Below are 14,136 nucleotides of genomic sequence, written 5' to 3'. Positions count from 1 at the left end.
ACTGTTCGCGATGTCCTCGCACACCTGTTCGCGATGTCCCCGGTCCAAACAAAGGGGAGAAGGGGAGGCCTCTACCCGCCCCCTCAGGTCGAGCTTAACTCATGCCCGGCTCTCCTCTACCAGCTTTGCCAGTATCGCCATCGCCTCCTCTGCCCGATCGGCGGGGACGAACAGATGGTCATGATAAAAAGCCGAGACCGGATTGACGCCCATGCCGGCCGCGGCCAGCCGCGTCGTGATGGCTGCCAGAAAGCCGACCGCCTCCAGCGAGGAGTGGATGTTCAGCGTGATCATCCGGCAGCGGAACGTGCCGGCCAGGCCGCCTGATTTCGCCTCGTCCTCCGTCACGATCAGCGTCAGGCCTTCGCGCTCGCGAAAGCTCATGACGGGCTTGAGGTTTCCTGGCAGGGACGTGCCGGGCGGCAGTGTTGCGAAAACATGGACACCTGGAAGCAATTCCGGCTTCATCGAAGCCAGCAGTCTTTGCAGGTCGGTCTCGCCGGTCATCGATTCTCCCCGGATGGTGCTGCCGGCAGTGTCATGCTCCCGGATTGCCTTTGCCAATAGTCCATTTGTCGCCGATTTCCGATAGTCCTCGCGGGTCAGCCTGCTGCGACCTGTCTCGAGTAGGCAGTCCGCTCGGCTGATTGAGGCGGACCGGACATCCGTTCAGCTAGTTTCAATCTGCGGCACTTGACGCGCTCTTCGTTACCCCTTATAGAACCAATAAGTTACATAACTAAATGGTTCTATAGCCTTGGCGACCGACAGTCTCAGCCTCACATTAGCGGCGCTTGCCGATCCGACACGGCGCGCCATCCTGGCGCGCCTGTCACTTGGCGAAGCCTCGGTGACCGAGCTGGCGGAGCCGTTCGCCATGAGCTTTCCGGCAGTCTCGAAGCACCTCAAGGTGCTGGAGCGCGCGGGGCTAGTGGCGCGTGGCCGCGACGCGCAGTTTCGGCCGCGCCGTCTACAGCCGGAGCCGTTGCGTGCCATCGATGAATGGCTGGAATCCTATCGAGCCTTGTGGGACGCCCGCTTCGATCGGCTCGAAACCTATCTGCAAACCTTGCAGGCGGGGGGCTCGGGCGGAGACCGAAATTGATGCCCGGCCAACTAGCGCGCCGCTTATGCGCGGCTTGAAACTGCCTTGTCCTGTCAAGACAATCGAGAGGGGAAAATGACAGATCAGAAGATCGAACTTCCATCCGACGACCCGGTGATCATTATCACCCGAACCTTTGATGCGCCACGCTCGCTGATGTTCAAGCTGTTCACCGACCCCTACCATCTGGTCCGGTTCTGGGGGCCAGAAGGGTCGACTTACCCGGTCTGCGAGATGGATGCGCGGCCAGGCGGCGAATGGCGCCTGACCATGCGTTTCGCCGATGGCAGCGAATACCCGACCAACAGTGTCTATCTGGAGATCGCTCCCCCGGAGCGGATCGTCTATCGCGACGCGCCGTTCGACCGCAGCCAGTGGCAGGATACCTTGCCACCACCCAATATGGTGACGACTATCCTGTTCGAGGATTTCGGCGGCAAGACACGAATCGTGGCGACCGTTCGCGCCAACTCGATCGCCGCACGCGACATAGCGGTGAAGATGGGCTTTGGCCAGATGGTCATGGCGAGCTACGAGCGGCTAGACGCCTATCTCAAGATTCTCTGAGCGAGAGTGCGGTTCGCGCTCGGAATGAGCCGCGCCTTTGAAAAAAAATCCGGGACGTGTCGGACCGTAGACCCGTGCGGCGTCCTTGGTTCAAGGCTGGCGAGGAAGGCCAGCGTCCGAACCAAAAATATCAGGAGGGAACGTCAAATGAGCATTACTCAAACCGCACCCGTGTCGTCGGGTGCCCTGTGGGCCGGCCGCGTGCTCAGCACCGTCATCGTGCTGTTCATGATCTTCGATGGCACCATCAAGCTGCCGCCGCTCGACATCGTCACCCAGACGATGGTGCAGCTCGGCTGGCCGGCCGATCCCAATGTCGCGCGTATGCTCGGCATCATAGGACTGATCTCGACGGCGCTCTACGCGCTGCCGCGCACCTCTGTGCTCGGCGCTATCCTGCTCACAGCGTATATGGGTGGCGCCATCGCCACCAAGGCGCGGGTCGACAGCCCGCTTTTCTCCCATACGCTGTTCGGCGTCTATCTCGGTATCATCCTATGGGCCGGCTTGTTCCTAAGGGACCCCAAGCTGCGCGCGCTGATCCGGTTGACGCGATAAGGGAGGAGAAAAAGATGCTTGCCGCCATCCTCATCATCCTGGTCGTCATCATCGCGGCCGTACTCATCTACGCCGCGACACGGCCGAACGATTTCGTCGTCAGCCGGTCCGCCAGCATCAGGGCGCCGGCCGAAGCGATCTTCCCGCTGATCAACGACTTCAAGCACTGGCCGAGCTGGTCGCCCTTCGAAAAGCTCGATCCGAACATGAAACGAACGCTTTCCGGCGTCGAAAGCGGAAAAGGCGCGGCCTACGCCTGGGAAGGCAACAGCAAGGCCGGCGCCGGCCGCATGGAGATTACCAATGCGGTGCCGTCGTCGCTGGTCTCGCTGAAGCTCGACTTCGAAAGGCCGTTCCGGGCCAACAACACGGTCGACTTCACTTTGACGCCATCGGGCGACGGCACCACGGTCACCTGGGCGATGCGCGGCGGCCGGCCGTTCATCGCCAAGCTGATGGGCCTGTTCATGAATTTCGACTCGCTGATCGGCAAGGATTTCGAGGCCGGGCTCGACAATCTGAAACGCGCCACAGAACGGTAAATCATTAGTGATTTCAATGGCATCGTGGTGTGCCTGCGCAACCGGCCCAGGCACTCGAAGCGCCAATCTCCGTTGCCCCGGGATCAAATTAGCCGTTTGCGAGTTAAAGAAATGGCGGCGAGGACGGCGATCCGCGTGAGAGGAACCACAATGAAGAAAGCGATGGTCATTCTGGTGTTGGCGACGGCGCTCGGCGCGTGCTCGCAAACGGAAAAAGGTGCCGCGATCGGCGGTCTGGGCGGTGCGGCCGTCGGCGCGGCTGTCGCCAACGAGCCGGTACAGGGCGCGGTGGTCGGCGGCGCCGTCGGTGCGGTGGCCGGCGCTCTGATCGGCCGTGCCAGTGAACGCGGCCAGTGCCGCTACCGCGACCGCTATGGGCGCGTCTACATCGCGCGTTGCCCGTCAGGCTATTGAGGCATCAAACCAAAGAAAAACGGCGGGCAAAGGCCCGGCGTTTTCGTTAAAGCGCGTCACACTGAAGCGGATTCAGGCGACGCGCTTTAAGTCTTTGCTTTGATGCATGTCGTTTTCCCAAAACCGCTGCGCACTTTTGGGCGACATGCATTGTGAAAGGCGGCGATTACTCTGCGGTGGCGGCTTCCGCTTCGGCCGGCGCGGCGGTCGCCGCGGCAACGGCAGCAGCGGCGTCTTCCTGCGCCTTCTTCAGCAGCGCGGCGCGCTCCTGCGCCTTCTTGCCGGGCAGAGCCTTCGCCGGGTTCGAGCGGGCTGTACGCTTGGCGATACCGGCCTCGTCGAGGAAGCGCAGCACGCGGTCGGTCGGCTGGGCGCCGTGCGACAGCCAGTGCTTGACGCGGTCGGCGTCGACCTTGACGCGTTCGCCGTCCTTCGGCAGCAGCGGGTTCCACGAGCCGAGCGCCTCGATGAAACGGCCGTCGCGCGGCGAACGGGCGTCGGCGACGACGACGTGGTAATAGGGACGCTTCTTCGAGCCCGCACGGGCTAGTCTGATCTTCAGTGCCATTTTCTATCTCCTAAAAGCTCTGATTTCGTTGATTGGGTTTGTGGCTGATTAGCCGGCTTTCGTCACGCCGTTGTTAGCGGCGATCTGTTCGTGGTGACGGATCACTTCGCGGATGACGAAGTTCAAGAACTTCTCTGCGAAATCCGGGTCGAGATGCGCATCCTTCGCCAGCTGGCGGAGGCGGGCGATCTGTTGCTGCTCGCGCGCCGGATCGGCGGGCGGCAGGCCATGCTCGGCTTTCAGCACGCCAACCGCCTTGGTGCAGCGGAAGCGCTCGGCCAGCATATGGATGAGGGCGGCGTCGATGTTGTCGATCGAAGCGCGGTAGCCCGCCAGAACGGCGCGTGCGTCGGCCATGTCCTTCTCCTCGTTCATCGCCCCCTCACTTCTTTTTCCCAAGACCAGGCAGCCCACCGCCGCCCAGGCCGGGAAGTCCAGGCAACTTCATGCCGCCGGGCAGGCCCGGCAATCCGCCGCCACCGGGGAGTCCGCCAGGCAAGCCTTTGCCGAGACCGGCCGCCTGGGCCTGCTTCTGCAAGGCCTCCAGCTGCTTCGGATCCATCTTGGAGAGGTCCGGCATGCCACCGCCGGGCATCATGCCGCCGAGGCCCATTTTCGAGGCAAGGCCGCCCATCATGCCGCGCATCAGGCCGCCGCCTTTGCCCTTGCCGCCCATCGCCTTCATCATGTCGGCCATGCCGCGATGCATCTTCAAGAGCTTGTTGATCTCGGCCGCGTCCGTGCCGGAGCCGGCGGCGATGCGTTTCTTGCGCGAGTGTTTCAGAAGGTCGGGGTTGGCCCGCTCGGCCTTGGTCATCGAGGAGATGATGGCAAGCTGACGGCGGAACATCTTGTCGTCGAAGCCGGCCGCAGCGAGCTGGTCCTTCATCTTGCCCATGCCGGGCATCATGCCCATGATGCCGCCCATGCCGCCCATCTTCGACATCTGCTGAAGCTGCTGGGCCAAGTCGTTCAGGTCGAACTTGCCCGACTGCATCTTCCTGGCCATCGCCGCCGCCTGTTCGGCGTCGATGGTTTCGGCGGCCTTTTCAACGAGCGAGACGATGTCGCCCATGCCGAGAATGCGGTCGGCGATGCGCTTGGGGTGGAATTCCTCCAGCCCATCCATCTTTTCGCCGGTGCCGATCAGCTTGATCGGCTTGCCGGTGACGGCGCGCATCGAAAGCGCGGCGCCGCCGCGGCCGTCGCCATCCATGCGGGTCAGCACCAGGCCGGTGATGCCGACGCGCTCGTCGAAGCTCTTCGCCAGGTTGACGGCGTCCTGGCCGGTGAGCGAATCGGCGACCAGCAGGATCTCGTGCGGCGACGACACCTTCTTGATGTCGGCCATCTCGACCATCAGCGGCTCGTCGATATGGGTGCGGCCGGCGGTGTCGAGGATGACGACGTCATGGCCGCCGAGCCTGGCCGCCTGCACGGCGCGCTTGGCGATGTCGACCGGGCTCTGGCCGGCGATGATCGGCAGCGTGGCGACCCTGGTCTGCTCGCCGAGCTGGCGCAACTGCTCCTGCGCGGCCGGACGCCGCGTGTCGAGCGAGGCCATCAGGACCTTCTTGTTCTGGCGCTCGGTCAGGCGCTTGGCGATCTTGGCCGACGTCGTCGTCTTGCCCGAGCCCTGGAGGCCGACCATCATGACGACGACGGGCGCCGGCGCATTGAGGTCGATGGCGACGCCTTCGGCGCCAAGCATGTCGACCAGCTCGTCATGGACGATCTTGACGACCATCTGTCCGGGCTTGATCGACTTCAGCACCGCGGCGCCGACCGCCTTCTCGCGCACCTTGTCGGTGAAGGAACGCACCACCTCCAGCGCGACGTCGGCCTCGAGCAGCGCCCGGCGCACCTCGCGCAGCGCCGCCGAGACATCCGCCTCGGACAGCGCGCCACGGCCGGTCAGGCCGTTCAGGATCGAACCCAGGCGTTCCTGCAGTGATTCAAACATTCTTCTTCCTTTTCTCTGGCACCCGGATGATGCCCGAGAGGTAGTGCGTTCGCGCCGGGTCGCCAAGCAAAAGCCCAAAGCCAAAAAACACCCGGGGGCGCATCGCGCTGCCGGGTGTTGGCCTCCAGGATCGGTTTACAGCACTTGCCTCAAAGAGGCTTCGGCGTCCTGGTCGGCTTTCGCGAAGGTGTACTCGTCGCGGAATTCGTGCGCGTCTAGACAGGAAATCGGCCGAAGAGTCAAGGCTTGGGCCAGGCCCACTCCTCCTTCTCCCCTTGCGGGAGAAGGTGGCCGAGCGAAGCTCGGTCGGAGGAGGGGTGTTGGACGGATCGCTGCATCAAGGACGTAAGCACTTAAAATCGTTTCCTATTTTAGCGCCGCGTTTCTTCCAGCACCCTCATCCGTCTCGGCGCTGCGCGCCGAGCCACCTTTCTCCCACAAGGGGAGAAGCGAAGAGGCTCAGGGCAGCCTTTCGCCGTCGAGGATGCGCTTGTAGAGGTCGAGATATCCTTGTGCCGTCCTGGTGATGGGAAAACGATCGGCGGCGGACTCGCGACACCGTTGCGGCGACAAGCCGGCGATCGCGGCCAAGGCCTGCTCGAACTCGGCATCGCTATCGAAGAGGCGTCCGGTGGCATCGTCGACGATCTCCGGCAGCGCGCCGCGCGGCGTCGTCAGCACCGGCGTGCCGCACAGCATTGCCTCGACCGGTGCCATGCCGAACGGCTCTTCCCAGGCGATCGGGTTGAGGAAGGCCTTGGCCTCGCCGAGCAGGCGCAGCTTCTTATCGCCGTCGACGGTGCCGTGGTAGCGGAAGCGGCGGCCCAAGCTCTTGAAGAAGACGCCCTGGCTGCGAACCTTCGTGCGCTGCAGGAGTTGCCAGCGCGAGCCGCCGGCGATGTCGAGCTGGAAATCGAAGGACCTGGCGAGATCGACGGCCCGGTTGAGATTCTTGCCGGCGCGCGCGATGCCGGCCAGAAACAAAAGCCGGCTCGTTTTGATGGCGGACAGGCGATAGGCATCGAGCGGAAAGCCGTTGTAGACGAAGGTTTCCCGTCCGTGATTGCGCGCATGGCTGGCGCTGACGAAGTTCCAGTTCTGCCCGTTTTTCGGGAATTCCGGGGCAAAGCCGTGCATCGTAGAGAGCGCCGGGCGCGGCGCCTCAGTGTACCAGCCATTGAAGTGCACGATGTCGGTGTCGGCCGGAATCGCGGCACGGCATTCGGCGGCCGAAGATGCCTGCCGCACTTCGCAAAGTGGATGGCTCGAGCCGCGGCCGGCGATCAGGACGACCTGGTGGCCGCGGCGCGAAAACTCTTGAGCCAGCCAGTCGACCAGGCGCTCGGTGCCGCCATAACCTTTGCAGGGGATGGTGCGTTCCGCCACCAGCGTGATGCGCATCAGGCCAGCCTTTCGGCTTTCTGCTTGAGCATGATCCCGTCCGAGGGCTGGTTTCCACTTTTTGGGATCATGGTCGGTCCGGCCCGACCTTCAGCGGCGAGCGGCGGTGCAAAAGCAAGAGCATCGTCAGCAGGGTGCTTGCGATGCCGATCGCGGCGATGAGAACGGCGTCCCAATTCGTCCAGCCGGCGCCTTCGAGCGGCTTGGCGTTGAACAGGGCGAAGGAATTGTAGCTTTCTTGATGCGAGATCAGCAGGAAGCCGGTCAGGTTGTTGCCGAGATGGGCGCCGAAGGCGGCGCCCAGATTGCCGGTCGCGTAGACCAACAGCGTGAGCAGCAGCGCGAATGCGGCGATCGAGACCAGCACGCAGGCATTGATGGCAAGCGTCGAGGCCGAGGTCCAGTGCAGCGCGGTGAACAGCAGCCCCGGCAGCGCCGCCCAGATCAGCGGGCCACCGAATCTGCTGGCGAGGCCGCGCAGCAAATAGCCGCGGAACAGAGCCTCTTCCGAGGAGGTCTGCAGAAAGGCGAGGAGCATTATCGGGACAAGGAATAGCAGCCAGGACGAGAACGCGATCGATCCGCGGGCGACTTCCGGCTGCAGCCAATAGAGCAGGACCTCGGAGAACAACGAGGTGATCAGAACCGCGACCAGGCCTTTGAGGAAACCGCCGCGCGAGATGCGGCGGCTGGTGCCGATCAGCGCCGAGAGCGGCTCGCCATGCACCAAGCGCATCGCCACCCAGAGGCCGATCCAGATGCCGGCAAACGACGTCAGCGCGGTGAGGATGCCGAAGGGGGATGCCAGGAAATCCTGCATGTACCGGCCGGTCGAGGGACCGGGCAGACGCCAGACGATGTAGGCGTAGGTGCCGGCAAAAAGCACCAGAGCCGTCATAGCCATCCAGAAGGCAATGACGATTGCCGTTCCGAGCAGCAGGCGCAGCAAGGTGGTCTTTTCGTTCGGCGAGCGGCGGTAGCGCTCGAAGGCGGTACTGTCGATGATCACGCGGGTCCCCTGCCGGACGCTTAGAGCAATCCCCTGGAGTTGCTCAAGGGTCGCATGATCTAGGGGATCGGCGCTTTGCGCGCAATCGTCATCGTTGCGGGCTGCTTCGAGGACATCTCCGAGCGTAGAAGGCGGCCACCGATCGCCGGCGGCCGCCTGATGCAATCAGCACGCTGTCAGCGCCGGATCAGCGCATCACATAGACGATGCGGCGCGTGCCAGGATCGACCAGCGCCGGCTGGTTGTTCACATAGACGTAGCGGTAGTTGTAGTCCGGGATCTCGCGCAGCTCGACCGTGTCGGGCAGGGTAGCACCCGTCACCACTTCGCCCTCGAGATAGACCGGGTCTACCCGATGCGTGGTGATGTAGGTGCCCACCTCGGCCGGCGGCCTGGCGATCGGCTCGATGGCGTCGTCGCCGGAAACGATGGCGCCGGTGTAGGTGTCGGTGCTGTAGACGTCGTCGGTGGGCGGCGCCACGACGGCAATGTCGGCTTCAGCCGGCCGGCGCGTCACGACCACCCGGCTGCCGCCGAAGTCGCCCGTCACATAGTCGGAATAGACCCAGCCGTTGCCGCCGGCTTCGGCGATGGTGCACCATTTGCTGTTTGCGATGCAGCCTCTGAGCGTGGCCGACTGGCCGGCCGCCAGTACGCCGATCACCGGATATTGCGGGCCAGGGCCGGCGCGGACGTTCAGATCCGTCACCGCCGAGACGGGCGTATCGGCAAGGGCCGCACCCGACATGGCGAGCAGCGCACCGGCAAGCGCCGGAAACAATACGCTTTTCATGGCTTTTCTCCGTTTTCAACGCTCCCTCGGGCTCGAAAACGAAACAAGGCCTTATGCGTTCCGGCTAAAGCGCTTATCGCCCGCTCACGAATTGTTCCATGTCCTTTCGGCGGGCCGGTCAAAAGACCGTGAAGAGCACCGGTTTGCGCCTGTCATTTCTCGGCATTCCGGGACTATTTCGGCGCGAGCTGGGCAATGACCTGGCTCGCCACGCTTTCGCCCGACAACCTCGCGCCGCCGCAGGTCTGGATGAGCGGCCCGGCGACATGCTCGCCGGCGAAGAAGATTTTTTCCGCCACCGGCCGCATCAGCGTGGCGCGCGCTTCGGAACGGCCGGGACGGGCTGCCGCATAGGCGCCGCGCACGAAGCGCTCCGCGCCCCAATCGGTCATCATGGCGCGGCCGACATGTTTTCTGACATCGCTGCCGAAGATGCCGCACAATCGGTCGACGACGAAGTCGACGCCCGCCGCCTCGCCGGCCGCCGACATCTCCCAGGCGAAGTCGCCGCCGACAAACCCCACCATCAGGTCGAGGTCGAAGGGAAAGCAGAGGAAATAGATGTCGTGCCTGGCCATGCGTTCGATCAAAAGGTCGTCGAAGGGCTGCAGGCCGAGCCGCGTGCCCTTGATCTCCACCGGCAGCTTGGTGAGCATGCCCATGGGCAGGTCGAAGAAGGCGCCGAAATGCGCATCCGGCAGCGCCGGCGAGAACTCGATCTCCTCAAAGGCGAGCACCGCCAGCGAAGCGGTGACGATGACCGCCTTGGCGCGGATAGTGCCGCGATCGGTGACGCAGGCGACGCCAGGCACGTCCCAAAGGATCTTGCGGACCGGCGTCGACAGCTCGACCGGCACGTCGGCGCCGAAATGCGCGACCAGCGCGCCGAATCCTTCCTTGCTGAAATAGTTCGGATCGAGGTCGGCGGCGGCCTGGAAATCGCGGATCGAAATCTCGTCCTCGTCGGCGCCGAAATCCATCGGGCCGGCAAAAGTGGCGGCGGCGCGCGGCGCATGGCCCTTGGCGAGCAGCGCCGACAGCCGGTCGTCGTCACCGTCCCGGACTTGATGCGCGGCCAGCAGTTCGAACAGCCGCGCATCGGCGGCCTTCATCTCAAGTTCCTCTTCCTCGCTCGCCTTGCGGTCGCGATAGTAGAGATGGTCGACATTCATATCGTGGTGGTGCAGCGTCCAGCCGGCAGCCTGCGCTTCGGGGAAATAGGGATTGCGGTCGGCGGCGTGGAGCCAGGCGCAGCCGATGTCGAAGGGCACGCCGAAATGCCGGTCGCTGGTCCAGGCGCGGCCGCCGATGCGGCTCATCGCCTCCAGAAGTGTAAAGGAAAGTCCGGCAGCCCGCAGCGTCTTGGCCGCGGAAAGCCCCGCGGAGCCGGCGCCAATGATCACGACATCAACGTCTTCCATAAAAGACCCCCGCCACAATAAATGCCGTCGCCATAATAAATGCTTGATCGTAGGCAAATTCCCCGGCATTCGCCAGCGTCGAGCGCCGTGCAAGCCCCTGAGGGCGGTGACAACCGGGCGTTTCACTGGCAGATTTGCAACCGGGACGTGATTCAGGCAACCAGGAGAGACAGCATGGCATTTTTTGCCAAGGGAAGGATTTTCGTGGCCGCCGCTGTGGCGGCACTTGGGCTGGCGACGGGCGCACAGGCGGCAGGCAGCTGCGGCAATAACGGCGCCGGCTTCGATGCATGGAAGCAGGAGTTTGCCGCGGAGGCCCGGGCCAACGGCGTCGGTCAGAGGGGTCTGTCCGCGCTGGCCGGCGCGACTTACGCAACACGGACGATCGCAGCCGACCGCGCCATCCACAAGGCGTTCAGCGGCTCGGTGGAAGCGTTCATGAAGCGCCGGGGCGGGGCCGCGATTATTTCCAAGGGCCGGGCTTTGAAGAAGTCGAACGCGGCGATGTTCGACAGGATCGAGCAGACCTACGGCGTGCCGCCGGGCGTGCTGCTCGCCATCTGGGGCATGGAGACCGGCTTCGGCGCCTCCATGGGCAATCAGAACACGGTCTCGGCCATTTTGACGCTTGCCTATGATTGCCGCCGCCCGGACTACTTTACCCCGCATGCCATCGCAGCCCTGAAGCTGGTCGATCGCGGCGCGTTGAGCGCCTCCTCGGTCGGCGCCATGCATGGCGAGATCGGCCACACGCAGTTCCTACCCGGCAACGTCTTGAAATATGGCGTCGGTAGCGGAAACCTGCGCGACAGGAACACGGCGCTCGCCTCCACCGCCAATTTCCTCAAGGGCCATGGCTGGCAGGCCGGCGCGAGCTATGAGGCGAATATGGGCGCAATCGCCGGCTGGAATTCAGCCAGCGTCTACCAGCAGGCCATCGCCCGCATCGCCGAGGAGATCGACGGCAATTGATCGAATATCTCCGTTCCGACGAGAAGCCCGGCCTGCGCCGGGCTTTTTGTTACGGAGCCAGGGTCAAAACCCAACCACCCGGAACGACTAGGTTCGATCTCATCACCTAACTCTCAATCATTCGCGTAGCCGCTCAATGGACATTTCCGGGAAACGGGAATCTGGAAGGTACCGGTAGTGCCGTTGCAGGTACGGAATTTGGGGTTCCGCGGCGCCGAGGCCGCCTTTGACCTCGCCTTAATCTCCACTTCGGTCGGCTGGTCGAAATGCGCGTAGCCGCTCAACGGGCATTTCTGGGATAGGGGGACCTGGAAGGGGCCGTCAAAACCACTGCAGGTACGGAACTTGGACGACCGCGGCGCCGAGGCCGCCTTTGGCCTGCCCTTAATGTCCACGTCCGTCGGCTGGTCGAAATGCGCGTAGCCGCTCAACGGGCATTTCTGGGAAGCGGGAACCTGGAAGGGGCCGTCAAAACCGCTGCAGGTGCGGAACTTGGCCTGGGCTTGCGCGGCGCTTGCCGCAACGGGCTGCCAGCCCACCAAAATGACGCCCGTAACGAGAAGAAGAAAAATTCGATTTTTCACTATTAATCCCCCTATCCCCAGAAGGAACTTAATGGGATTCGACAAAAGGTCAAACAGGAAACTTCGTTGGATCCGGCCAGCTTCGATTACATTGGGAACGTCAAATAAAAACCCGGCGTTTCCGCCGGGTTTGCCTTGGTCGTTCGGTGTCGGTCGATGAAGGCCGGGAGCCCCGCCCCTCGAATATCAGCTCCGCCGGTTCCTTGCCGCAAGCGTGCGCAGCCGGAGCGCGTTGAGGCGGATGAAGCCGGCGGCGTCCTTCTGGTCGTAAGCGCCGCGGTCGTCCTCGAAGGTGACGAGCGCGTCGGAATAGAGCGTCTTTTTCGACTTGCGGCCGGTGACGATGACATTGCCCTTGTAGAGTTTCAGCCGCACCGTGCCTTCGACGTCTTCCTGGCTCTTGTCGATCATCGCCTGCAGCATCACGCGCTCGGGCGAGAACCAGAAGCCGTTGTAGATGAGCTCGGCATAGCGCGGCATGAACTCGTCCTTGAGGTGCGCCGCACCCCGGTCGAGAGTGATCGACTCGATCGCCCTGTGGGCGGCGATCAGGATGGTGCCGCCGGGCGTCTCGTAGACGCCGCGCGATTTCATGCCGACGAAACGGTTCTCGACAAGATCGAGGCGGCCGATGCCGTTGTCGCGGCCGAGGTCGTTGAGCGCGGCCAGCATGGTGGCCGGCGACAGCTTCTTGCCGTTGAGCGCTACGGGATCGCCCTTCAGGAACTCGATCTCGATCTCGGTGACGGCGTCGGGGGCATCCATCGGCGAGACGGTGCGCTGGTGGACGAATTCCGGCGGCTCGCTCCACGGATCCTCCAGCACCTTGCCCTCGGAGGAGGAGTGCAGGAGGTTGGCGTCGACCGAGAAGGGCGCGTCGCCGCGCTTGTCCTTCGGCACCGGGATCTGGTGCTGCTCGGCGAAGTTGATGAGATCGGTGCGCGATTTGAACGACCAGTCGCGCCACGGCGCGATGACCTTGATGTCGGGATTCAGCGCATAGGCGGAAAGCTCGAAGCGGACCTGGTCGTTGCCCTTGCCGGTCGCACCGTGCGCGATCGCGTCGGCGCCGGTCTCTTTGGCGATCTCGACCAGGTGCTTGGAGATCAGCGGGCGGGCGATCGAGGTGCCGAGCAGATAGGTGCCTTCATAGACGGTGTTGGCGCGGAACATCGGGAAGACGAAGTCGGCGACGAATTCCTCGCGCACGTCGACGATGCGGATATCCTTGATGCCCATCATCTCGGCCTTCTTGCGCGCCGGCTCCAGCTCGCCGCCCTGGCCGAGGTCGGCGGTGAAGGTGACGACCTCGGCGCCAAGCTCGGTCTGCAGCCATTTCAGGATGATGGAGGTGTCGAGGCCGCCGGAATAGGCGAGCACGACTTTCTTCACGTTTTTGAACTTGGACATTGTTGGCGGTTCCGCGGGTGAAAAGGTTTGGGGGGCGAGTATCACGGGGTTTCCGGCTCATGCAAGAGACGAACGGGCGCAGGGCGGCGGCGGAAGCTGGGCCAGACGCTTCTGCCGGCAGATGCTGGCCTCGGCAAGACGGCTGCGTTATAGGTCGCGCTATCCAATTTTGCAGGGGCGATCATGTCCTTCATTCCCGATACCACGACGCTGATCCAGTTCGCTATCGCCACCGTCATCCTGGCGATCACGCCGGGGCCGGACATGACGTTGTTCGTCTCGCGCACGCTCAGCCAGGGCCGCGCCACCGGCTTTGCCTCGATGGCGGGCGCGCTCTGCGGCACGCTGATCCACACCACGCTGGTGGTGGTCGGCGTCTCGGCGCTGATCGTGGCCTCGCCGATGGCCTTCTTCGCGCTGAAGATCTTCGGCGCCGGCTACCTCGTCTTCCTGGCTTGGCAGGCGATCGCCAAAGGCTCGGCTTTTTCGCCGGAGAAGAAAAGCGGACCGCGGATTTCGCTATTCCGCAGCTGGGCGGCAGGGCTCGGCGTCAATCTGCTCAACCCGAAGATCATTCTGTTTTTCATGACGTTCCTGCCGCAATTCGTCTCCGCGCATGATCCGCACGCGCCCGGCAAACTGTTCTTCCTCGGCGTCATGTTCATTGTGCTGTCGATCCCGGTGACGGCGCCGATGGTGCTGGCGGCTGAGAAATTCGCGGCGGCGATGAAGGCCAGTCCGCGCGTGACGCGGGTGGTCGACTATCTGTTCGGCGGCGTGTTCTCGGCCTTCGCGCTCAAAATCCTGACCGCGCAAGCGAAGTAGCTTG

Annotated in this window: 17 protein-coding genes; 7 read left to right on the top strand and 10 right to left on the bottom strand. The window is 63.6% G+C overall.

The genetic code is table 11. The annotated features are described in order from the left end of the window. Positions 1-99 precede the first annotated feature (99 nt). Positions 100-507 carry an ACT domain-containing protein gene (locus RFM40_RS31735; RefSeq protein WP_320228399.1) on the bottom strand — a complete coding sequence of 136 codons (408 nt, stop codon included), beginning with the start codon at positions 505-507 and terminating at the stop codon, positions 100-102. Between the two features lie 250 nt (positions 508-757). Between RFM40_RS31735 and RFM40_RS31730 the strand changes: the two genes are divergently transcribed. The 5 genes from RFM40_RS31730 (at position 758) to RFM40_RS31710 (ending at position 3,186) form a co-directional block, all read left to right on the top strand. After that, a complete protein-coding gene (locus tag RFM40_RS31730; protein ID WP_320228398.1) occupies positions 758-1,105 on the top strand; it encodes an ArsR/SmtB family transcription factor in 348 nt (115 codons plus the stop codon). Positions 1,106-1,180: 75 nt separating this feature from the next. Beyond that, the gene (locus tag RFM40_RS31725; protein WP_320278947.1) at positions 1,181-1,672 is read left to right on the top strand and encodes an SRPBCC domain-containing protein; all 492 of its coding nucleotides are present in this window, start codon (positions 1,181-1,183) and stop codon (positions 1,670-1,672) included. A 147-nt stretch (positions 1,673-1,819) separates the two neighbouring features. Then, positions 1,820-2,230, top strand: a complete 411-nt coding sequence (locus RFM40_RS31720; RefSeq protein WP_320278946.1) for a DoxX family protein — start codon at positions 1,820-1,822, stop codon at positions 2,228-2,230. Between the two features lie 14 nt (positions 2,231-2,244). Beyond that, positions 2,245-2,772, top strand: coding sequence for an SRPBCC family protein (locus tag RFM40_RS31715; RefSeq protein ID WP_320273169.1), 528 nt, complete (start codon positions 2,245-2,247; stop codon positions 2,770-2,772). A 150-nt stretch (positions 2,773-2,922) separates the two neighbouring features. Then, a complete protein-coding gene (locus RFM40_RS31710; RefSeq protein ID WP_126097095.1) occupies positions 2,923-3,186 on the top strand; it encodes a YMGG-like glycine zipper-containing protein in 264 nt (87 codons plus the stop codon). Positions 3,187-3,352: 166 nt separating this feature from the next. On the opposite strand, the gene rpsP is transcribed toward RFM40_RS31710, so the two are convergent. The 7 genes from rpsP to RFM40_RS31675 all read right to left on the bottom strand — a co-directional run bounded on the left by rpsP (position 3,353) and on the right by RFM40_RS31675 (position 10,341). After that, positions 3,353-3,754: a 30S ribosomal protein S16 gene (gene rpsP, locus RFM40_RS31705; protein ID WP_320228394.1), complete on the bottom strand. Its 402-nt coding sequence runs from the start codon at positions 3,752-3,754 to the stop codon at positions 3,353-3,355. Between the two features lie 48 nt (positions 3,755-3,802). Next, positions 3,803-4,129, bottom strand: coding sequence for a chorismate mutase (locus tag RFM40_RS31700; protein ID WP_278077860.1), 327 nt, complete (start codon positions 4,127-4,129; stop codon positions 3,803-3,805). 7 nt (positions 4,130-4,136) lie between these two features. After that, complete coding sequence (gene ffh / locus RFM40_RS31695; protein WP_320278945.1) at positions 4,137-5,717, bottom strand: signal recognition particle protein; 1,581 nt, start codon at positions 5,715-5,717, stop codon at positions 4,137-4,139. A 459-nt stretch (positions 5,718-6,176) separates the two neighbouring features. After that, positions 6,177-7,118: a glycosyltransferase gene (locus tag RFM40_RS31690; RefSeq protein WP_320228392.1), complete on the bottom strand. Its 942-nt coding sequence runs from the start codon at positions 7,116-7,118 to the stop codon at positions 6,177-6,179. 67 nt (positions 7,119-7,185) lie between these two features. Next, on the bottom strand, positions 7,186-8,127 hold the full coding sequence (locus RFM40_RS31685; protein ID WP_320228391.1) for a CPBP family intramembrane glutamic endopeptidase: 942 nt from the start codon (positions 8,125-8,127) through the stop codon (positions 7,186-7,188). Between the two features lie 187 nt (positions 8,128-8,314). Beyond that, positions 8,315-8,920, bottom strand: coding sequence for a DUF1236 domain-containing protein (locus tag RFM40_RS31680; RefSeq protein WP_320228390.1), 606 nt, complete (start codon positions 8,918-8,920; stop codon positions 8,315-8,317). A gap of 173 nt (positions 8,921-9,093) precedes the next feature. After that, positions 9,094-10,341: a flavin monoamine oxidase family protein gene (locus RFM40_RS31675; RefSeq protein WP_320278944.1), complete on the bottom strand. Its 1,248-nt coding sequence runs from the start codon at positions 10,339-10,341 to the stop codon at positions 9,094-9,096. Between the two features lie 174 nt (positions 10,342-10,515). Here RFM40_RS31675 and RFM40_RS31670 point away from each other — a divergent pair, with 174 nt between their 5' ends. Next, positions 10,516-11,313 carry a lytic murein transglycosylase gene (locus tag RFM40_RS31670; protein WP_320278943.1) on the top strand — a complete coding sequence of 266 codons (798 nt, stop codon included), beginning with the start codon at positions 10,516-10,518 and terminating at the stop codon, positions 11,311-11,313. A 113-nt stretch (positions 11,314-11,426) separates the two neighbouring features. Here RFM40_RS31670 and RFM40_RS31665 read toward each other — a convergent pair whose 3' ends face one another. Beyond that, entirely contained in the window at positions 11,427-11,897 is a 471-nt protein-coding gene (locus RFM40_RS31665; protein ID WP_320278942.1) for a hypothetical protein, read from the bottom strand. A 186-nt stretch (positions 11,898-12,083) separates the two neighbouring features. After that, a complete protein-coding gene (locus RFM40_RS31660; protein ID WP_320278941.1) occupies positions 12,084-13,307 on the bottom strand; it encodes an argininosuccinate synthase in 1,224 nt (407 codons plus the stop codon). Between the two features lie 183 nt (positions 13,308-13,490). On the opposite strand from RFM40_RS31660, the gene RFM40_RS31655 reads away from it, so the two are divergent. Beyond that, complete coding sequence (locus RFM40_RS31655; RefSeq protein ID WP_320278940.1) at positions 13,491-14,132, top strand: LysE family translocator; 642 nt, start codon at positions 13,491-13,493, stop codon at positions 14,130-14,132. Positions 14,133-14,136 lie beyond the last annotated feature (4 nt).

This window comes from Mesorhizobium captivum, from assembly GCF_033977165.1.
GTDB lineage: Bacteria > Pseudomonadota > Alphaproteobacteria > Rhizobiales > Rhizobiaceae > Mesorhizobium > Mesorhizobium captivum.
This window is presented reverse-complemented; position numbering and strand designations above follow the sequence as displayed.

What these genes read in the sequence shown, in the direction of transcription:
- RFM40_RS31735 (WP_320228399.1), bottom strand. Translation starts at nt 507, where the DNA reads ATGACCGGCGAGACCGACCTGCAAAGACTGCTGGCTTCGATGAAGCCG.
- RFM40_RS31725 (WP_320278947.1), top strand. Translation starts at nt 1,181, where the DNA reads ATGACAGATCAGAAGATCGAACTTCCATCCGACGACCCGGTGATCATT.
- RFM40_RS31720 (WP_320278946.1), top strand. Translation starts at nt 1,820, where the DNA reads ATGAGCATTACTCAAACCGCACCCGTGTCGTCGGGTGCCCTGTGGGCC.
- RFM40_RS31715 (WP_320273169.1), top strand. Translation starts at nt 2,245, where the DNA reads ATGCTTGCCGCCATCCTCATCATCCTGGTCGTCATCATCGCGGCCGTA.
- RFM40_RS31710 (WP_126097095.1), top strand. Translation starts at nt 2,923, where the DNA reads ATGAAGAAAGCGATGGTCATTCTGGTGTTGGCGACGGCGCTCGGCGCG.
- rpsP (WP_320228394.1), bottom strand. Translation starts at nt 3,754, where the DNA reads ATGGCACTGAAGATCAGACTAGCCCGTGCGGGCTCGAAGAAGCGTCCC.
- RFM40_RS31700 (WP_278077860.1), bottom strand. Translation starts at nt 4,129, where the DNA reads ATGAACGAGGAGAAGGACATGGCCGACGCACGCGCCGTTCTGGCGGGC.
- ffh (WP_320278945.1), bottom strand. Translation starts at nt 5,717, where the DNA reads ATGTTTGAATCACTGCAGGAACGCCTGGGTTCGATCCTGAACGGCCTG.
- RFM40_RS31690 (WP_320228392.1), bottom strand. Translation starts at nt 7,118, where the DNA reads ATGCGCATCACGCTGGTGGCGGAACGCACCATCCCCTGCAAAGGTTAT.
- RFM40_RS31680 (WP_320228390.1), bottom strand. Translation starts at nt 8,920, where the DNA reads ATGAAAAGCGTATTGTTTCCGGCGCTTGCCGGTGCGCTGCTCGCCATG.
- RFM40_RS31675 (WP_320278944.1), bottom strand. Translation starts at nt 10,341, where the DNA reads ATGGAAGACGTTGATGTCGTGATCATTGGCGCCGGCTCCGCGGGGCTT.
- RFM40_RS31670 (WP_320278943.1), top strand. Translation starts at nt 10,516, where the DNA reads ATGGCATTTTTTGCCAAGGGAAGGATTTTCGTGGCCGCCGCTGTGGCG.
- RFM40_RS31660 (WP_320278941.1), bottom strand. Translation starts at nt 13,307, where the DNA reads ATGTCCAAGTTCAAAAACGTGAAGAAAGTCGTGCTCGCCTATTCCGGC.
- RFM40_RS31655 (WP_320278940.1), top strand. Translation starts at nt 13,491, where the DNA reads ATGTCCTTCATTCCCGATACCACGACGCTGATCCAGTTCGCTATCGCC.